Genomic DNA, 19857 nt, shown 5'->3' with positions numbered 1-19857 from the left:
CGGGCCACGTGTTTTGTGCGCGAGTTGCCATCAATCTTCGATCCCCACAGAGAAGTATTCCGAACCATGTCACAGACCCTCGACGTCCACAGTCGCATTCCCCTCGACATGGCAGGCTATCGCCTGGACCAGGCCGCAGCGGAATTGTTTGCCGACTATTCCCGGGAGCGGTTGAAGGGTTGGATCAAGGACGGTTCCCTGACCCTGGATGGGGCTGCGGCCAAGCCCAAGGACAAGGTCCACGGTGGAGAAAGGCTGGTGCTCAAGGCCCTCATCGAGGATGACACTCGCTTCGAGGCGCAGGATATTCCGCTTGAGGTGGTGTTCGAGGACGACCAGGTACTGGTGGTCAACAAGCCGCCGGGGCTGGTGGTTCACCCCGCTGCGGGCAACCCCGACGGGACCCTGCTCAATGCCTTGCTGCACCACTTTCCCGACGCCGCCACCTTGCCTCGTGCCGGTATCGTGCATCGCCTCGACAAGGACACCAGCGGGCTGATGGTGGTGGCCAAGACCCTGGCCGCCCACGCTGACCTGGTGGCGCAGCTGCAGGCGCGTAGCGTGTCGCGGGAGTATGACGCCATCGTGGTGGGCAAGATGACCTCTGGCGGCACCGTGGATGCGCCGATCGGCCGGCATCCCAAGGACCGCAAGCGCCAGGCGGTTACCGCCTCGGGCAAGTCGGCGGTGACCCACTATCGGGTGGTGGAGCGCTTTCGTGCCCATACCCACGTCCGCTGCAAGCTGGAGACCGGCCGTACTCACCAGATTCGCGTGCACATGGCGCACCGACGCTTTCCGTTGATCGGCGACCCGGTTTACGGTGGGCGACTCAAGCTGCCGCCCGGAGCGGGGCAGACGCTCAAGGAAATCCTGCGCGAGTTTCCGCGCCAGGCGCTGCACGCGCGTCGACTGGCCTTCGTCCACCCGAGTCGTGGTGAGGAGGTCAGCTTCCAGGCGCCGCTGCCGGATGACCTGCTGATGCTGCTGGACTTCCTGCGTGACGATGCGGAGACCATGCAATGATCGATGCCCTCGACCTGCGCCCCAGCGTGATCGTGCCCGACTGGCCTGCTCCGGCCAATGTCGGTGCCTTCGTCACCACCCGCGAGACCGGCCCCAGCCAGGGACCCTACGCCGCCTTCAACCCGGCGAGTCACGTCGGCGACAAGCCGGAACATGTGGAGCTTTGTCGGCGCCAGTTGAGCAAGGAACTGGGCGATGAGCGTCCGCTGCTGTGGCTCGATCAGGTCCACGGCGCCAGCGTCCAGCATGGCTTCAGTGACACCATACCCAAGGCCGATGCCTCGGTGGCGACCACCCGTGACTACGCCTGCGTGATACTGACGGCGGACTGTCTGCCAGTGTTCTTCTGTGACCGTGGCGGGGAGCGCGTGGCGCTGGCCCACGCTGGCTGGCGCAGCCTGGCCGGTGGCGTGCTGGAGGCTACCGTGGCCTCCCTGGGCACTGCGCCTGGGGAACTGATGGCCTGGTTGGGGCCGGCGATCTCCAACGCTCAGTTCGAGGTCGGACCCGAGGTGCGTGAGGCCTTCTGCGGCGTGCACCCCGAGGCGGCCAGCGCCTTTGAACCGAGCCCCTATCGCCTGGGACACTATATGGCGGACCTTTACAAGCTGGCGCGTCTGCGGCTTGAACGTCTTGGCGTCTCCCACGTCAGCGGCGGACACTTCTGCACCGCCTGTGAATCACGCTTCTATTCCCATCGTCGTGACGACGGCGTCACCGGACGCATGGCCAGCGTGATCTGGCTGCGATAGAGGGGACCGACGTCGCACTTTTCCCGAGACTCCCCTCTAGACGTGAAACTGCTTCACTAGACTTGAAACGTCCCTAAAGCACCGCCATATCTCTGTCAAGTCACATTGACAGGGTCAAGCGGTGCGTCCGAACGCATCGCCATCCCGAAAGGAGATATCGATGCGTTTTGACAAGTTTACCGCCAAGCTGCAGCAGGCTATCGCCGACGCCCAGTCCCTCGCCGTGGGGCGCGGGCACAATCAGATGGAACCTGCGCACCTGCTGCTGGCGCTGCTCGACAACCGCGACACCGGCGTCAAGGCGCTGGTACAGAAGGCGGGGGGCGACGCCGGTCGGCTGCGTGACGCCCTGGCGGGCCAGATCGACGATCTGCCCCAGGTCGCCCAGTTCGACGGCGAAGTGCAGCCGTCCCGGGATCTGATCAAGCTGTTCAACCTCACCGATGCCGAGGCCCAGAAGCGTGGCGATCAATACATCGCCAGTGAACTGGTACTGCTGGCGGCAATCGCCATGAAGCATGCCGTGGCCAAGGCGCTGACCCAGGCTGGCCTTGCGCGCAAGTCGCTGGAGGGCGCCATCGATAGCGTGCGCGGTGGCCAGAAGGTGGATGACGCCAACGCCGAGGACAGCCGCGAGGCGCTGGAGAAGTACACCCTGGATCTGACCCAGCGGGCCGCCGACGGCAAGCTGGATCCGGTGATCGGGCGTGACGACGAGATCCGTCGCACCATCCAGGTGCTGCAGCGGCGCACCAAGAACAACCCGGTGCTGATCGGCGAGCCTGGCGTCGGCAAGACCGCCATCGTCGAGGGGCTGGCCAGCCGCATCATCAACGGCGAGGTGCCCGAGGGGCTCAAGGACAAGCGCGTGCTGTCGCTGGACATGGGCTCGCTGCTGGCCGGGGCCAAGTTCCGCGGTGAATTCGAGGAGCGCCTGAAGGCGGTGCTCAACGAGCTGTCCCAGGAAGAAGGGCGGGTCATCCTGTTCATCGACGAATTGCACACCATGGTCGGTGCGGGCAAGGCCGAGGGCGCCATGGACGCCGGCAACATGCTCAAGCCGGCGCTGGCCCGGGGTGAGCTGCACTGTGTCGGTGCCACTACCCTGGACGAGTACCGCAAGTACATCGAGAAGGATGCGGCGCTGGAGCGGCGCTTCCAGAAGGTGCAGGTGGACGAGCCCAGCGAGGAAGACACGGTGGCGATCCTGCGTGGCCTCAAGGAGCGCTACGAGGTGCACCACGGCGTCGACATTACCGACGGCGCGATCATCGCGGCGGCCAAGCTGTCGACGCGCTACATCACCGATCGTCAGCTGCCGGACAAGGCCATCGACCTGATCGACGAGGCGTCGTCGCGCATTCGCATGGAGCTCGACTCCAAGCCGGAGGAAATGGACCGTCTGGATCGTCGCCTGATCCAGTTGAAGATGGAGCGCGAGCACCTCAAGAAGGAAACCGACGAGGCCTCGCGCAAGCGCCTCGATACCCTTGAGGAACAGATCGGCGAGCTGGAGCGCGAGTACGCCGACCTGGACGAGATCTGGAAGGCCGAGAAGGCCAGCATCCAGGGCGCGGCCCAGTTCAAGGACGAGCTAGACCGGGCGCGGGTCGACCTGGAGCAGGCTCGCCGCCAGGGCGACCTGGGGCGGATGTCGGAACTGCAGTACGGGGTGATTCCGGAGCTCGAGAAGAAGATTGCCGAGAGCGGCGATGCCGAGGCGGACACCCGTCACCACAAGCTTTTGCGCTCCAACGTCACCGAGGAGGAAATCGCCGAGGTGGTGTCACGCTGGACCGGCATTCCGGTGGCCAAGATGCTCGAGGGCGAGCGCGACAAGCTCCTGCGTATGGAGGAGGCCCTGCACCAGCGGGTCATCGGTCAGGACGAGGCGGTCACCGCCGTGGCCAACGCGGTGCGGCGCTCCCGCGCGGGCTTGGCCGACCCCAACCGGCCCAACGGCTCCTTCCTGTTTCTCGGCCCGACCGGGGTGGGCAAGACCGAACTGTGCAAGTCGCTGGCCAACTTCCTGTTCGACACCGAGGAAGCCATGGTGCGCATCGACATGTCCGAGTTCATGGAGAAGCACTCGGTGGCGCGGTTGATCGGCGCGCCTCCCGGCTATGTCGGCTATGAAGAAGGCGGCTACCTGACCGAAGCGGTGCGCCGCAAACCCTATTCGGTGCTGCTGCTCGACGAGGTGGAGAAGGCCCACCCGGACGTCTTCAACATCCTGTTGCAGGTGCTGGAGGATGGTCGCCTGACCGACGGCCAGGGGCGCACGGTGGATTTCCGCAACACCGTCATCGTGATGACCTCCAACCTGGCGTCCGACATCATCCAGCAGTTCGGTGGTGACGACGCCGACTACGACAGCATGCGTCAGACGGTGATGGAGGTGGTCGGAAGCCACTTCCGGCCTGAGTTGATCAACCGCATCGATGAAGTGGTGGTGTTCCACGCCCTCGGCCAGGATCAGATCCAGGCGATCGCCGGCATCCAGCTTGAACGTCTGCGCACGCGGCTGGCAGAACACGATCTCGGGCTCACGGTCTCCGACGAGGCGTTGGCACTGTTGGCGGTGGTCGGCTTCGACCCCGTCTATGGCGCTCGTCCGCTCAAGCGCGCCCTGCAGAGCCGGATCGAGAACCCGCTGGCACAGGACCTGCTGGCCGGCAAGTTCAGCGCTGGCGACGTGATCCGCGTGGTCGCCGACGATGGTCAGTTACGTTTCGACCGCTGACCACGGGTCGATCACGCAAGAAGGCCCCTTCATCAAGGAGGGGCCTGATGCCTTCGGCTGGCATTCGTGCATGATGGGTAATTCGAATACCCATTCTCAAGCAAATGGTTAATCGGTCGCTATACTGAAGGTCAGGTTGCGTCCTGTGACCCCCTTGCCCGCCCGGTTCCCCACCCGGCGGGCTTTTTCGTGGCGTTCCTCAAGGCTTGGGCTCTGCCCGAAAGGGCAACGAGCGCGGGCTTATTCTTGCCAAGCCCTAGGGCTTGTCTGAAAAGTGCCTGCGCTCGGTAATACGGCGTTAAAAATCGGCTGGTGCGCCAGCCCGGTCAAAATGCTCATTTACACCCCGTAAACTGCGCTTTCTCACCGATTTTTGCCTTGTCTAACCTTCGCTCGTCGACTTTTCGGACAGCGCCTAGCGCGTCGCCCGGGCGCCGGACAGGTGCACGCGTCGCAGGCGTACGTTGTCGCCCACCAGGTGCTTTTGCAGTTCCTCGAGACTGACGTTCTTGGTCTCTGGCATCAGGAATATCACGAACACCAGTTGCAGCAGCATCATTACCGCGAAGAAGGCGAACACCGGCCCGCCGCTGAAGGTGCCCAGCACCCAGGGCATGACCAGGGTGATCAGCGCAGCGAAGACCCAGTGGATCGAGGCACCGAAGGATTGGCCGCGGGCACGCACGTGGTTGGGGAAGACCTCGGAGATGAACACCCAGATGACCGCACCCTGACTGATGGCATGGGCAGCGATGAACAGTCCCAGCAGCAGCGGGACTTCGAGTCCGCCCAGGGCGTCGGCGAAGAAGGCGCGAGAGATCAGCACCAGCGACACTAGATAGCCGGCCGAGCCGATGAACAGCAGGGTACGGCGGCCGAAGCGGTCGATCAGCGACATCCCGATCATGGTGAAGACCAGGTTGACCAGACCGATGCCGGCGGTGGACAGAAGCGCTGCCTGGCTACCGAGTTCGGCGGCTTCGAGCACCCGGGGGGCATAGTAGATGATGAAGTTGATGCCCGAGAGCTGGTTGAAGAAGGCGATCAGGAAGGCCAGCAGAATCGGCAGACGATAGCGACGCGAGAAGAAGGGGGCCTTGGCGGACGCTTCGTCGGTTTCGGCGGCGCGAATGGCGTTGATCTCGGCGTCGACATCGGCGTCAGGGTTGATCTGGCGAAGTACCTGGCCGGCTTCCTCGATAGCGTTCTTCTTGAGGATGAGCCAGCGCGGACTGCGCGGGACACGGGTGATCATCAGGGTGTAGATCAGTGCAGGGATGGCCTCGATACCCAGCATCCAGCGCCAGGCGTCGTCGCTCATCAGGCTGCCGATCACATAGTTGGAGACGAATGCCATGAGGATGCCGAAGACGATATTGAACTGGTACATGGCGACCAGAAAGCCGCGATGGCGCGGCGGGGCGATCTCGGAGATATAGGTGGGGGCCGCCACCGACGAGATGCCGACGCCGATGCCGCCGATCAGGCGGAAGAAGGCGAACAGCCAGGGGTCGGACACCACCGCCGAGCCCACCGCGGAGACCAGGTACAGCACACCGATCATCAGCAGGGTGGCGCGCCTTCCCAGCGCATCGGTGGGCCAGTTGCCGAAGATGGCACCGATCACGGTGCCCCAAAGGGCCATGGACATGATCAGCAGGCCATGCTGCAGGTCGCTGAGACCCCACAGCGCCTGGATGGGCTTGTCGGCCCCGGAGATGACCGCGGTGTCGAAGCCGAACAGGAATCCTGCCAGCGCCACGGTGATGGACCATTGCACGATGCGAGACATGTAGTGCTACCTCCTGTGAAAGGGGGGCGTTGTTGTGGTTGTCGAAAAGACCTTGTGGTTGTCTAGGGCTTGTCTGAAAAGTGCCTGCGCTCGGTAATACGGCGTTAAAAATCGGATCAACATGCTCATTTACACCCCGTAAACTGCGCTGTCTCACCGATTTTTGCCTTGTCTAACCTTCGCTCGTCGACTTTTCGGACAGCGCCTAGAGAAATCCTTGGGTGAATCGATTCTCTCTTGAGGCGTCAGCGATCCAGATGGCAAGTGTCAGCGACCCGATTTGAAAGCGTCGGCGTGTCGTTCGCTGATCGTCAGCGGTGCCGATCAGACCCGGGGCGGGGCAGAGAGCAACTCTCCTGCCGTCATGCTCCGGCTGTCGTGGCGACTTTCCGCCGCACCCTCTCCATCGGTGTCTGGTAAAGTAAGTGAATCGTGTCACCTGGCGTCATTACAGCAGCGTCATGGCCAGATTTCGAGAAAACGGCGTTAGACATTGGTCTTGCTGCACCCGCGAAAAGAGGCCTTTCAGAGTGCTCTGACCGAGCGCGATGGGAACGGCGGTTGACAGTCACAGAGCGCTATTGGAATCTTGAGGGTTCCTGACTGCGGGCGCGGCACGATGGGTGACCCCCAACGCCGCGTGAAGGGTAGGCCAATGGGCCTCTACCCGCCGAAGGACTACCAGGTTCGGGTTAACCGCCCCGCCTGGCCAACGCCCCGACGCGGTGACCCGCCGTGATGAGAGTGCAGGCCCCAACCGGGCCGACGGACGCCAGGGTTTGGCATCAGGTGCCGGTGCGCCGGCAGCAGCATACCGCTGCACTCGACTTCGTACCCACGACAGGTGCGAATCGCACTCGAGACCTCCAGGGGAGATACATCTGTGGAATTGCTTTCAGGCGCGGACATGATCGCCCGCTTCCTCCAGGATGAGGGCGTGGAATACATCTACGGCTATCCGGGCGGCGCCGCACTACACATCTACGATGCCTTGTTCCGTCAGGACAAGGTCAAGCACATCCTGGTTCGCCACGAGCAGGCCGCGACCCACGCCGCCGACGGCTATGCCCGGGCGTCCGGCAAGCCCGGGGTGGTACTGGTCACCTCGGGGCCGGGGGCCACCAATGCGGTGACCGGCATCGCCACTGCCTATATGGACTCGATCCCGATGGTCGTGCTCTGTGGTCAGGTGATGAGCCATCTGATCGGTGACGATGCCTTCCAGGAGACCGATATCGTCGGTGTCACCCGGCCAATCGTGAAGCACAGCTTCTCGATCAAGCACCCGAGCGAGATTCCCGAGGTGCTCAAGAAGGCCTTCTATCTCGCCGCCACCGGGCGTCCCGGTCCGGTGCTGGTGGATATACCCAAGGACATGACGGCGCCCACCGAGCGCTACGAGTACGTCTATCCGAAGAAGGTCAAGATCCGCTCGTACAACCCGGTCAGTCGCGGCCATACCGGACAGATCAAGAAGGCCGTCGAGCTGATGCTCAAGGCCCGTCGTCCGGTGTTCTACACCGGTGGTGGCGTGGTCCAGGGGCGTGCTTGCGAGGGTCTGACCGATCTGGTCAAGCAGCTCGGCTTTCCGATCACCACCACCTTGATGGGCATCGGGGCTTATCCCCAGAGCGACGATCAGTGCCTGGGCTGGCTCGGCATGCACGGCTCCTATGAGTCCAACATGGCGATGCATCACGCCGACCTGGTGATCGCCATCGGCGCGCGTTTCGACGATCGTGTGACCAACAATACCTCGAAGTTCTGTCCCACGGCCAAGATCATCCACGTGGATATCGACCCCAGCTCGGTGTCCAAGACGGTGCGCGCAGACGTGCCCATCGTTGGACCTGCGGCCAGCGTGATCAACGAAATGATCAGCCTGGTGCAGGGCCATGAGATCGCCAATCCCGACGCGCTCAAGGACTGGTGGAAGACCATCGATGAGTGGCGCGACGAGCGCAAGGGCAAGCTCTACGAGCCGTCCAGGCCCGGCGAGGTGCTCAAGCCGCAGGAGGTGATCGAGGCCATCTGCCGGGTGACTCGTGGCGAGGCGTACGTCACCACCGACGTGGGTCAGCACCAGATGTTCGCAGCCCAGTACTACAAGTTCGACAAGCCTAACCGGCTGATCACCTCCGGTGGACTCGGCACCATGGGCTTCGGTTTTCCCGCGGCCATGGGCGTCAAGCAGAACTTCCCCGATGAGGAGGTCGTCTGCGTGACCGGCGAAGGCAGCTTCCAGATGATGATGCAGGAACTCTCCACCTGTAAGCAGTTCGGTGGTGGGGTCAAGATCATCAATCTCAACAACGGCTCGCTGGGCATGGTGCGCCAGTGGCAGGACCTCAACTACAAGTCCCGCCATGCTCACTCCTACATGGAGTCGCTGCCGGACTTCCAGATGCTGATCGAGGCCTACGGTTTCACCGCGCTCAGGGTCGAGAAGAAAGAGGATCTGGAAGAGGCGCTGGCGCGTACCTTCGCCGACACCCATGAGCTGGTGTTCCTCGACGTCGCGGTGGACCCGCACGAGCACGTCTATCCGATGCAGGTGCCTCTGGGCTCCATGCGTGACATGCTGCTTTCCAAGACGGAGCGGACCTGATGCGACATATCATCTCGATTCTGATGGAAAACGAACCGGGTGCGCTGTCGCGGGTCGTGGGGCTGTTCTCCCAGCGCAACTTCAACATCGAAACCCTCAACGTGGCGCCCACCGATGACCCGACCCTGTCGCGTCTGACCGTGACCACCGTCGGGGACGACCGGGTGATCGAGCAGATCACCAAGCACCTCAACAAGTTGATCGACGTGGTCAAGCTGGTGGATCTCACCGAAGGCAACCATATCGAGCGTGAGTTGATGCTGGTGAAGGTCAAGGCGCTGGGCGCTGCCCGCGATGAGGTCAAGCGCACGGTAGACATCTTCCGTGCCCAGATCGTCGACGTCACCCCGAGTCTGTACACCGTGCAGATCACTGGCGATGCCGAGAAGCTCGACGCCTTCCTGCAGGCGATGGGCCCCGTGGGCATTCTCGAAGTAGCGCGCACCGGCGTCTCGGGTATCGCCCGTGGTGACAAGGTGCTGAGCCTCTAGCAAACCGCTGGCCCTGGTGGGCAGCCGGTGAACCTGTTACGCCGCCTCTCGGGGCGGCGTTTTCGTGCCCGGCCTCAACGCTCCACGACTTCCTGCCACAGGGCGTCGATCAACGGACTCTTCAGACGCCGCTCCAGCACACAGAGGCCCACGTCGTAGTGCGGCAGTTCCGGCTTGACCGGGAGTATTCTCACGCGTTCGGCCAGCGGGCTCGCCTCCAGCACGATGCGTGGCACCACACCGATGCCGAAGCCGAGTCCGACCATACTGACGATGGCTTCGTGGCCGGCTACCTGGGCGTAGATGGTCGGGGTCACGCCCAGCGCCTTGAACCAGGTGTCGGCCAGTTCCCGCGATAGCCCAGCCTCCGACAGGATCATTGGCACCCCTTGCCACTGTGTCTGGCTCGGGCTCATCGGCTGCTGTGGCACCCACGGTCGTTGCTCTTGTGGGGCGATGAACACCAGTGCCGAACGGGTCAGCGACTTGAAGGCGAGACCATCGGGCAGGCGGCGCGGGCGTGAGGTAATGGCCATGTCTTCGTCGCCGGCCAGCACTCGCTGGATGGCTCGGGCTGGGTCGCCGGTGTGCAGCTTGAGCTCGATGGCGGGATAGCGCTGGCGGAAGTCGGCCAGCAGGCTGTAGAGAAAGCTGTAGCTCGCGGTCACCGAGCAGTAGATGCTGATTTCACCACTGAGGCGCTTGGCCTCGCTCTGCAACGACAGGCGGACCTGTTCCCACTCTTCCAGGGCTTCCTTGGCATAGCGCTGGAAGCGCTTTCCCTGGGGGGTCAGCACCACGTGGCGATTGTCACGGTTGAACAGCACCACGCCGAGCTGTTGTTCCAGTTGGCGAATGGAGCGGCTCAGGGTCGATGGGCTCACGTGGCAGGCCTCGCTGGCACGGCCGAAGTGCAGTGAATCGGCCAGCATCAGAAAGTGCTTCAGGGGGCGGAAGTCCATGGGGAGTCCTGACCTGTAATTGCATATTTTGGCACGTAGTATTGCAAATATAGCGTTTTACGCAACACGGGCGCTGGCGTAAGGTGGGATGCATCGACGGAGGGCGAGCCCCCTCGTCTGCCCAGCGCCGCACAAGACGGCGCGGGTGGCCATCAACGCTGAACGCAACACGACACAGACAAGATCTCTTCTATCGCCGAGCAGGCACTCGTTTTCAGGAGCACCAGATGCGCGTTTATTACGACAAGGACTGCGATCTTCAGCTGATCCAGAACAAGCAGGTCACCATCGTCGGTTACGGCTCCCAGGGCCACGCCCACGCCAACAACCTGAAGGAATCCGGCGTCAGCGTCACCGTCGCGCTTCGCCCGGGTTCTTCTTCCGCCGCCAAGGCGGAGGCCGCCGGCCTGAAGGTGGCCTCTGTGGCCGAGGCTTGCCAGTCCGCCGACGTCGTCATGGTGCTGGCGCCGGACGAGAACCAGAAGGCTATCTACGAGCAGGAAATCGAGCCGAACCTCAAGGAAGGCGCTACCCTGGCCTTCGCCCACGGCTTCAACATCCACTACAACCAGATCGAGCCACGCAAGGATCTGGACGTGGTGATGATCGCCCCCAAGGCGCCGGGCCACACTGTGCGCTCCGAATTCGCCCGTGGCGGCGGTATTCCTGACCTGATCGCCATCCACCAGGATGCCACCGGCCAGGCCAAGGAACTCTGCCTGTCCTACGCCGCCGCCATCGGTGGTGGCCGCAGCGGCATCATCGAGACCACCTTCAAGGACGAGACCGAAACCGACCTGTTCGGTGAGCAGGCTGTCCTGTGTGGTGGCGCTGTCGAACTGGTCAAGGCCGGCTTCGAGACCCTGACAGAAGCGGGCTACGCCCCTGAAATGGCCTACTTCGAGTGTCTCCACGAGCTCAAGCTGATCGTTGACCTGATGTACGAAGGCGGCATCGCCAACATGAACTACTCCATCTCCAACAATGCGGAGTATGGCGAGTACGTGACCGGCCCTGAGGTCATCAACGACGAGTCGCGTGCCGCCATGCGCAACGCCCTCAAGCGTATCCAGACCGGCGAGTACGCCAAGATGTTCATCAACGAGGGCAACAGCAACTACCCCTCGATGACCGCACGTCGTCGCCTGAACGCCGAGCACGAGATCGAGCAGGTCGGTGAGAAGCTCCGTGGCATGATGCCCTGGATCGCCGCCAACCAGCTGGTCGACAAATCCAAGAACTGATGGGTTCCTGGTAACCCATCGTCGGGCTTGCCCGCCGATGGGGACAGAAACGGGGGAGGAGCACACTCAGTGCTCCTCCCCCGTTGCGTCATGGGTGAACGACTGAGTGGTCATGGTGCTGCCGCATGAATCCTGCGCTGTGCCTTGCGTTTGGCCCGCAGGTGCCCGAGGCTGGGGGAGAGGGCGGCTGCCGCGAGGTTGGCGGTAACGGCCGGCCGGTCGTGTAGAATGATCCCATACTCGAAGCCAATGGATGACAGAGATGAGCGAAGACGCAGGCAAGCGTGAGCAGGAACCACGAGAGCCCCAGGATGAAGATCTGGCCAGCGCCTTCATGCGGGAATCCGAAGTCGTGGAAGAAGCGGTCGAGGACGGCAAGAAGGTGCGACGGCGGGGGATCTACCTGTTGCCGAACCTGTTCACCACCTCGGCGCTGTTTTCGGGATTCTTCGCCGTTGTCGCCGCCCTCAATGGCGATTTCACCGCCGCTTCGGTGGCCATCTTCATCGCCATGGTGCTCGATGGCCTCGACGGCCGGGTAGCCAGGCTGACCAATACACAAAGCGAGTTTGGCGCCGAATATGACAGCCTTGCTGACATGATCTCCTTTGGCATGGCGCCGGGGCTTGTCGCCTTTACCTGGATCCTGCAGGACATCGGCAAGACCGGATGGGTGGTGGCGTTCCTGTACGTGGCCTGTGCGGCGCTTCGCCTGGCGCGGTTCAACGTGCAGATCGGCAGCGTCGACAAGAAGTGGTTCATCGGCTTGCCCAGCCCGTCGGCGGCGGCGCTGGTGGCGGCCAGTGTGTGGACGTTCCACAGCTTCGACGCCACCGCTCTTGGCTTCAAGCTGTTGATGCTGCTGGTGGTGGGGGCGGCTGGCATTTTGATGGTCAGCAACATTCGCTACTACAGCTTCAAGGATGTCGATCTCAAGGGGCCGGTGCCCTTTGTGGCCCTGCTGGCCATCGTGCTGGGATTTGTCGTGATCTCGATCGAGCCGTCGGTCATGCTGTTGCTGCTGTTCGGTACCTATGTGGCGTCCGGTCCGACGATGGCGCTGATGCGCAAGCTCAAGACCTAGCCCAGGATCATCTTGCGGTAACAATAGAGGCCGATGTGAGCAGCAAGCCCAACGCTTCGTTATACTGACGACCGACAGGAACGCCCGCCTAGCGCGGGCGTTCCTGTTCTTGTATGAGTGCCGAAAGCGCCTTCTGGGGCAGTCTGTGCATTCATCCACAGGGGGTTCCATAGAGCGGTGTGGACAAGATGGTGCCGCTGTTGGATCGACACTGCTCGATGATCTGGCATTTTTTTGCGAAAAGCGCTTGCCAAGGCCGGAGGTGATGCGTAAAGTACGCATCCGCTGCCGGCGACGAGCAAACGTCACAGGCGGTGAAGGGTGGTAAAGTGATTGTTTTGAAAAGGCTTTTTCAAGTCTTCAAAAAATTCTCCACTTGACGGGCAGCGAGAAATCGGTAAAATGCTCGCCACTCGATCGGAGTCGCCAGGACGGCATCGCAGGATGCGCGTCAGGCTCGCTTCGCTTTCTCTTGGGTCCTGCAGGCATCGCTTGTACGGCGAAAAAAGAAAGCCTTGACGAAACGCTTCGATTCTGTAGAATACGCCTTCCTCGCAGGGCGCTGTGACAAGGGCTCGGGTTAACGATTCGGGCTGCGGCGCAGCAAAGCGAGACGCTCTTTAAGCTCTCTATAGAGTCCAGGGCACGCTCTTTAATAATTTGATCAGGTAATTCATGTGGGCGCTTGCCGATGAGTCAGTGACACTGTCACTGAAATATCAAGGCAAGCGACTCGTCAAACGAGACGTTTGAACCTTGAGCCAAGTTTGGTCCGCTTAACGGACTATCAGACTTTAAACTGAAGAGTTTGATCATGGCTCAGATTGAACGCTGGCGGCAGGCCTAACACATGCAAGTCGAGCGGAAACGATCCTAGCTTGCTAGGAGGCGTCGAGCGGCGGACGGGTGAGTAATGCATAGGAATCTGCCCGGTAGTGGGGGATAACCTGGGGAAACCCAGGCTAATACCGCATACGCCCTACGGGGGAAAGCAGGGGATCTTCGGACCTTGCGCTATCGGATGAGCCTATGTCGGATTAGCTAGTTGGTGAGGTAACGGCTCACCAAGGCTGCGATCCGTAGCTGGTCTGAGAGGATGATCAGCCACATCGGGACTGAGACACGGCCCGAACTCCTACGGGAGGCAGCAGTGGGGAATATTGGACAATGGGCGAAAGCCTGATCCAGCCATGCCGCGTGTGTGAAGAAGGCCTTCGGGTTGTAAAGCACTTTCAGTGAGGAAGAAAGCCTTGAGGTTAATACCCTCGAGGGAGGACATCACTCACAGAAGAAGCACCGGCTAACTCCGTGCCAGCAGCCGCGGTAATACGGAGGGTGCGAGCGTTAATCGGAATTACTGGGCGTAAAGCGCGCGTAGGCGGCTTGATAAGCCGGTTGTGAAAGCCCCGGGCTCAACCTGGGAACGGCATCCGGAACTGTCAGGCTAGAGTGCAGGAGAGGAAGGTAGAATTCCCGGTGTAGCGGTGAAATGCGTAGAGATCGGGAGGAATACCAGTGGCGAAGGCGGCCTTCTGGACTGACACTGACGCTGAGGTGCGAAAGCGTGGGTAGCAAACAGGATTAGATACCCTGGTAGTCCACGCCGTAAACGATGTCGACTAGCCGTTGGGCTCCTTGAGAGCTTTGTGGCGCAGTTAACGCGATAAGTCGACCGCCTGGGGAGTACGGCCGCAAGGTTAAAACTCAAATGAATTGACGGGGGCCCGCACAAGCGGTGGAGCATGTGGTTTAATTCGATGCAACGCGAAGAACCTTACCTACCCTTGACATCGAGAGAACTTTCCAGAGATGGATTGGTGCCTTCGGGAGCTCTCAGACAGGTGCTGCATGGCTGTCGTCAGCTCGTGTTGTGAAATGTTGGGTTAAGTCCCGTAACGAGCGCAACCCTTGTCCCTATTTGCCAGCGATTCGGTCGGGAACTCTAGGGAGACTGCCGGTGACAAACCGGAGGAAGGTGGGGACGACGTCAAGTCATCATGGCCCTTACGGGTAGGGCTACACACGTGCTACAATGGCCGGTACAATGGGTTGCGAATCCGCGAGGTGGAGCTAATCCCATAAAGCCGGTCTCAGTCCGGATCGGAGTCTGCAACTCGACTCCGTGAAGTCGGAATCGCTAGTAATCGTGAATCAGAATGTCACGGTGAATACGTTCCCGGGCCTTGTACACACCGCCCGTCACACCATGGGAGTGGACTGCACCAGAAGTGGTTAGCCTAACTTCGGAGGGCGATCACCACGGTGTGGTTCATGACTGGGGTGAAGTCGTAACAAGGTAGCCGTAGGGGAACCTGCGGCTGGATCACCTCCTTAAACGACACGTCATCTGACTGTCGGTAAGTGCTCACAATGAATTACCTGATCAAGCAAGAGTAACGACTGTTTGGGATTTATGCCCAATATTGCTCGGCAATGGGTCTGTAGCTCAGTTGGTTAGAGCGCACCCCTGATAAGGGTGAGGTCGGCAGTTCAAGTCTGCCCAGACCCACCATCTTCATAAGTTCAGCGAGTGCACGCCTTTGGTGTGGTGAAGATCGGTGAGCTCGCCGGGTAGCATCGGATTTGCCCAGGCCCATCGTTTGATAGCTGGTTCTGGTCAAGCATACCCGACAGGATATGGGGCCATAGCTCAGCTGGGAGAGCGCCTGCCTTGCACGCAGGAGGTCAGCGGTTCGATCCCGCTTGGCTCCACCATTTCTCGATTTCGAGTAAAACAGTCGTCAAGTTCTAAGCAAGATACTTGTTCGCCATCAGGCGGTATCAAGTCTCTCGCTTAGAGCTTTTGCTCTAACGCTCTTTAACAATGTATATCATGCTGACAAAGTAAGATACGTTTCAAGCGTATCCGGCAATTGTCGTGACATCATCGATTGACAGACCCTTTGGGGTTATATGGTCAAGCGATGAAGCGCATACGGTGGATGCCTAGGCAGTCAGAGGCGATGAAAGACGTGGAAGCCTGCGATAAGGTTCGGCGAGGTGGCAAACGACCTGCGACCCGGACATCTCTGAATGGGGAAACCCACCCAAGGTAACTTGGGTATCTCATGTTGAATATATAGACATGAGAGGCGAACCGGGGGAACTGAAACATCTAAGTACCCCGAGGAAAAGAAATCAACCGAGATTCCCCTAGTAGCGGCGAGCGAACGGGGACCAGCCCTTAAGCAACACAACTGGTAGGTGAACAGACTGGGAAGTCTGGCCATAGTGGGTGATAGCCCCGTAACCGAAACCTGAGTGTTGTGAAATCGAGTAGGTCGAGGCACGTGAAACCTTGACTGAAGACGGGGGGACCATCCTCCAAGGCTAAATACTCCTGACTGACCGATAGTGAACCAGTACCGTGAGGGAAAGGCGAAAAGAACCCCGGAGAGGGGAGTGAAATAGATCCTGAAACCGTATGCGTACAAGCAGTGGGAGCCAACTTGTTTGGTGACCGCGTACCTTTTGTATAATGGGTCAGCGACTTATTTTCAGTGGCGAGCTTAACCGTATAGGGGAGGCGTAGAGAAATCGAGTCTTAACTGGGCGACCAGTCGCTGGAAATAGACCCGAAACCGGGCGATCTATCCATGAGCAGGTTGAAGGTTGAGTAACATCAACTGGAGGACCGAACCAGGATCTGTTGAAAAAGATTTGGATGACTTGTGGATCGGAGTGAAAGGCTAATCAAGCCCGGAGATAGCTGGTTCTCCTCGAAAGCTATTTAGGTAGCGCCTCACGTATCACCGCCGGGGGTAGAGCACTGTTTCGGCTAGGGGGTCATCCCGACTTACCAACCCGAGGCAAACTCCGAATACCGGTGAGTGCAAGCGTGGGAGACACACAGCGGGTGCTAACGTCCGTTGTGAAAAGGGAAACAACCCAGACCGTCAGCTAAGGTCCCGAAATCCTGGTTAAGTGGGAAACGATGTGGGAAGGCTTAGACAGCTAGGAGGTTGGCTTAGAAGCAGCCATCCTTTAAAGAAAGCGTAATAGCTCACTAGTCGAGTCGGCCTGCGCGGAAGATGTAACGGGGCTCAAACCAGGTACCGAAGCTACGGGTTCGCCGAATGGCGAGCGGTAGAGGAGCGTCGTGTAAGCCGATGAAGGTGTGTTGAGAAGCATGCTGGAGGTATCACGAGTGCGAATGCTGACATGAGTAACGACAAGGGGAGTGAAAAACTCCCCCGCCGGAAGACCAAGGGTTTCTGTTCGACGCTAATCGGAGCAGAGTGAGTCGGCCCCTAAGGCGAGGCCGAAAGGCGTAGTCGATGGGAAACGGGTCAATATTCCCGTACCTCACAGTATTGCGATGGGGGGACGAAGAAGGCTAGGTGAGCCAGGCGTTGGTTGTCCTGGTGAAAGCCGGTAGGCTGAGGATTCAGGTAAATCCGGATCCTCAAGGCCGAGAGGCGAGACGAACTGACTACGGTCAGGAAGTCATCGATGCCACGCTTCCAGGAAAAGCCTCTAAGCTTCAGATACTGTGAGACCGTACCCCAAACCGACACAGGTGGTCAGGTAGAGAATACCAAGGCGCTTGAGAGAACTCGGGTGAAGGAACTAGGCAAAATGGTGCCGTAACTTCGGGAGAAGGCACGCCGCATTAGGGTGAAGGTCCTCGCGACCGGAGCCTGACGCGGTCGAAGATACCAGGTGGCTGCAACTGTTTATTAAAAACACAGCACTCTGCAAACGCGCAAGCGGACGTATAGGGTGTGACGCCTGCCCGGTGCCGGAAGGTTAAGTGATGGTGTTAGCTCACGCGAAGCTCCTGATCGAAGCCCCGGTAAACGGCGGCCGTAACTATAACGGTCCTAAGGTAGCGAAATTCCTTGTCGGGTAAGTTCCGACCTGCACGAATGGCGTAATGATGGCCACGCTGTCTCCACCCGAGACTCAGTGAAATTGAAATCGCAGTGAAGATGCTGTGTACCCGCGGCTAGACGGAAAGACCCCGTGAACCTTTACTACAGCTTCACACTGGACGCTGATGTTGCTTGTGTAGGATAGCTGGGAGGCTTTGAAACCCTGTCGCCAGATGGGGTGGAGCCAACCTTGAAATACCAGCCTGGCATCATTGGCGTTCTAACTCAGGACCGTAATCCGGTTCGAGGACCGTGTGTGGTGGGTAGTTTGACTGGGGCGGTCTCCTCCCAAAGAGTAACGGAGGAGCACGAAGGTACCCTCAGCACGGTTGGAAATCGTGCAGTGAGTGCAAGAGCATAAGGGTGCTTAACTGCGAGACAGACACGTCGAGCAGATACGAAAGTAGGTTCTAGTGATCCGGTGGTTCTGTATGGAAGGGCCATCGCTCAACGGATAAAAGGTACTCCGGGGATAACAGGCTGATACCGCCCAAGAGTTCACATCGACGGCGGTGTTTGGCACCTCGATGTCGGCTCATCACATCCTGGGGCTGAAGTCGGTCCCAAGGGTATGGCTGTTCGCCATTTAAAGTGGTACGCGAGCTGGGTTTAGAACGTCGTGAGACAGTTCGGTCCCTATCTGCCGTGGGCGTTGGAGATTTGAGAAGCGCTGCTCCTAGTACGAGAGGACCGGAGTGGACGTACCTCTGGTGTTCCGGTTGTCACGCCAGTGGCATTGCCGGGTAGCTATGTACGGACGGGATAACCGCTGAAAGCATCTAAGCGGGAAGCCCCCTTCAAGATGAGATCTCCCTGAGGCCTTGAGCCTCCTAAAGGACCCAGCAAGACCAGCTGGTTGATAGGCCGGGTGTGGAAGCGCTGCAAGGCGTTGAGCTAACCGGTACTAATGGTCCGTGAGGCTTGACCATATAACACCCAAAGGGTTTTGGTCGATGATGTCTCGAATCAATTGACGGATACGATGAAACGTATCGTCAGCATGATATACATTGCCTTTTTCCGCCTGACGACCATAGCGAGTGGGAACCACCTGATCCCTTGCCGAACTCAGAAGTGAAACCGCTCAGCGCCGATGGTAGTGTGGGGTCTCCCCATGCGAGAGTAGGTCATCGTCAGGCATTTATTCAGAAGAAGCCCGGTTATCGAGAGATAACCGGGCTTCTTCGTATGCATGGGGCAGACCCCGCTTTTTATATGTGGGGCCGCACTGCGTGCGGTCCGGCCGCTCGCAGGCTCGCGTCGTTCGTCCCCCCTTGCAGCTTCGCTGCAGCCCTTGTTAAGAGCGCTGGGGTGACTCACCCCCATGCGAGCGACCTTGCTGTCTAAGCGTCATCGTCAGGCATATATTCAGAAGAAGCCCAATTCCGAGAGGAGTTGGGCCTTCTTTTTGTAAAGAGCGTCGGTGTGACTCACCCCCATGCGACTACCCTGTCGTGAACAGATCAGGCATGTATCACGAAGAAGCCCGCTTCCGAGAGGAGGCGGGCTTCTTTGGTTTCAGGCAAGTTTCAGCAAGACGGTTGTCGCGGCTCTGTGCCTAGAACGCGATGGTGGAGACGACCAGTTGGCTCGCTTGCAGCGAACGCAGGCCCAGGCGGTCGCCGGGTTCGATGACCAGAAGATCACCGGCCGCGAGTACCTCGCCGGAGACGAGTTCCACACGACCACTGATCAGGTACCAGGCTCGAAGTAGTGCGGGTTCCGGTGACAGGTGCAGGGTTTCCTGTTCGCGGAGCAACTGGTGTGTGAGGTAGCCGCGACTGCCGTATCTCACCATCAGGTTGAAGTCGCGATAGAGCCCCTGGCTCAGGGTTTGCCAGGCGCCGTCAAAAGTGTCGACTTCGAAGCGCCTGAGGTCCCTGGAGCGGTGCCCTTGATGCTCAAGGTGGGCCGCGCCTTCCAATACCATGAGGTGTCGTTCGTAGCCTGCCAGAGGGGTGAACAGGCACTCTTCGGACTCTACCGTGGCGGTGCTCAGGCGGACCTGAAAGTTCCGGTCAGCATAGTCACTGTCAACGGGAGCGATGAACAGCTCCCGCGTCGTGCCGCCGGACCAGAGGCGCGCGGGTGTCTCGGATGAGCGTCGAATGATCATGGGAGGTTGGCCAGCGAGTGCTGCGCCTCCTTTTGCCAAGGATCGTTTCATCGTCTCAAGGGTTTAAGTCGACGTGCTTGATCTGGCTCAAGAGATGCTGGGGTAGAGCGACTCTCGCTCGGCGCTGACTCCCGAATCGCAACAGTACGGCGAAAAAATTGTGCT

10 protein-coding genes, 2 tRNA genes and 3 rRNA genes are annotated in these 19857 nt (G+C 60.0%); 12 read left to right on the top strand and 3 right to left on the bottom strand.

Features of this window, described 5'->3' with window-relative positions; genetic code table 11:
* Window positions 1–66 precede the first annotated feature (66 nt).
* From rluD to clpB, 3 genes are all read left to right on the top strand, one after another.
* The gene (gene rluD, locus NFH98_RS17535; protein WP_045994251.1) at window positions 67–1026 is read left to right on the top strand and encodes a 23S rRNA pseudouridine(1911/1915/1917) synthase RluD; all 960 of its coding nucleotides are present in this window, start codon (window positions 67–69) and stop codon (window positions 1024–1026) included.
* Window positions 1023–1778, top strand: a complete 756-nt coding sequence (gene pgeF / locus NFH98_RS17530; RefSeq protein ID WP_045994252.1) for a peptidoglycan editing factor PgeF — start codon at window positions 1023–1025, stop codon at window positions 1776–1778. The genes rluD and pgeF overlap by 4 nt, the downstream gene beginning before the upstream one ends.
* A 160-nt stretch (window positions 1779–1938) precedes the next feature.
* Entirely contained in the window at window positions 1939–4521 is a 2583-nt protein-coding gene (gene clpB, locus NFH98_RS17525; RefSeq protein WP_108133541.1) for an ATP-dependent chaperone ClpB, read from the top strand.
* Between the two features lie 415 nt (window positions 4522–4936).
* Here clpB and NFH98_RS17520 read toward each other — a convergent pair whose 3' ends face one another.
* Complete coding sequence (locus NFH98_RS17520) at window positions 4937–6313, bottom strand: sugar porter family MFS transporter (protein ID WP_108449270.1); 1377 nt, start codon at window positions 6311–6313, stop codon at window positions 4937–4939.
* Window positions 6314–7196: 883 nt separating this feature from the next.
* Between NFH98_RS17520 and NFH98_RS17515 the strand changes: the two genes are divergently transcribed.
* Window positions 7197–8921: an acetolactate synthase 3 large subunit gene (locus NFH98_RS17515; RefSeq protein WP_045994255.1), complete on the top strand. Its 1725-nt coding sequence runs from the start codon at window positions 7197–7199 to the stop codon at window positions 8919–8921.
* Window positions 8921–9412 carry an acetolactate synthase small subunit gene (ilvN, locus tag NFH98_RS17510; RefSeq protein WP_045994256.1) on the top strand — a complete coding sequence of 164 codons (492 nt, stop codon included), beginning with the start codon at window positions 8921–8923 and terminating at the stop codon, window positions 9410–9412. Before NFH98_RS17515 ends, ilvN begins: the two co-directional genes overlap by 1 nt.
* 74 nt (window positions 9413–9486) lie before the next feature.
* Here the strand turns inward: ilvN and ilvY are convergent, their stop codons facing one another.
* Window positions 9487–10374, bottom strand: a complete 888-nt coding sequence (ilvY, locus tag NFH98_RS17505; protein WP_045994257.1) for an HTH-type transcriptional activator IlvY — start codon at window positions 10372–10374, stop codon at window positions 9487–9489.
* 83 nt (window positions 10375–10457) lie between these two features.
* Between ilvY and ilvC the strand changes: the two genes are divergently transcribed.
* From ilvC to rrf, 7 genes are all read left to right on the top strand, one after another.
* Entirely contained in the window at window positions 10458–11618 is a 1161-nt protein-coding gene (gene ilvC, locus NFH98_RS17500) for a ketol-acid reductoisomerase (RefSeq protein ID WP_258184008.1), read from the top strand.
* 262 nt (window positions 11619–11880) lie between these two features.
* Complete coding sequence (gene pssA, locus NFH98_RS17495; protein ID WP_045994259.1) at window positions 11881–12702, top strand: CDP-diacylglycerol--serine O-phosphatidyltransferase; 822 nt, start codon at window positions 11881–11883, stop codon at window positions 12700–12702.
* Window positions 12703–13498: 796 nt separating this feature from the next.
* Window positions 13499–15036 (top strand): 16S ribosomal RNA (locus NFH98_RS17490).
* Between the two features lie 101 nt (window positions 15037–15137).
* Window positions 15138–15214, top strand: a tRNA-Ile gene (locus tag NFH98_RS17485).
* Between the two features lie 127 nt (window positions 15215–15341).
* Window positions 15342–15417 (top strand) — tRNA-Ala (locus NFH98_RS17480).
* Window positions 15418–15617: 200 nt separating this feature from the next.
* Window positions 15618–18505, top strand: a 23S ribosomal RNA gene (locus NFH98_RS17475).
* A 94-nt stretch (window positions 18506–18599) separates the two neighbouring features.
* Window positions 18600–18715, top strand: a 5S ribosomal RNA gene (gene rrf / locus NFH98_RS17470).
* The 16S, 23S and 5S rRNA genes sit together here with 2 tRNA genes alongside, the layout of an rRNA operon.
* 419 nt (window positions 18716–19134) lie before the next feature.
* Here rrf and NFH98_RS17465 read toward each other — a convergent pair.
* Entirely contained in the window at window positions 19135–19692 is a 558-nt protein-coding gene (locus tag NFH98_RS17465) for a HutD/Ves family protein (RefSeq protein WP_185696400.1), read from the bottom strand.
* Between the last annotated feature and the right edge of the window lie 165 nt (window positions 19693–19857).

This window comes from Halomonas sp. H33-56 (assembly GCF_040147035.1).
Classification (GTDB): domain Bacteria; phylum Pseudomonadota; class Gammaproteobacteria; order Pseudomonadales; family Halomonadaceae; genus Halomonas; species Halomonas litopenaei.
Note: the sequence above shows the minus strand (reverse complement) of the source record. Positions and strands in the feature narration are given on the sequence as shown.

Coding starts and splice junctions, on each gene's coding strand:
- rluD (WP_045994251.1), top strand. CDS start 67: ATGTCACAGACCCTCGACGTCCACAGTCGCATTCCCCTCGACATGGCA.
- pgeF (WP_045994252.1), top strand. CDS start 1,023: ATGATCGATGCCCTCGACCTGCGCCCCAGCGTGATCGTGCCCGACTGG.
- clpB (WP_108133541.1), top strand. CDS start 1,939: ATGCGTTTTGACAAGTTTACCGCCAAGCTGCAGCAGGCTATCGCCGAC.
- NFH98_RS17465 (WP_185696400.1), bottom strand. CDS start 19,692: ATGATCATTCGACGCTCATCCGAGACACCCGCGCGCCTCTGGTCCGGC.
- pssA (WP_045994259.1), top strand. CDS start 11,881: ATGAGCGAAGACGCAGGCAAGCGTGAGCAGGAACCACGAGAGCCCCAG.
- NFH98_RS17520 (WP_108449270.1), bottom strand. CDS start 6,313: ATGTCTCGCATCGTGCAATGGTCCATCACCGTGGCGCTGGCAGGATTC.
- ilvY (WP_045994257.1), bottom strand. CDS start 10,374: ATGGACTTCCGCCCCCTGAAGCACTTTCTGATGCTGGCCGATTCACTG.
- ilvN (WP_045994256.1), top strand. CDS start 8,921: ATGCGACATATCATCTCGATTCTGATGGAAAACGAACCGGGTGCGCTG.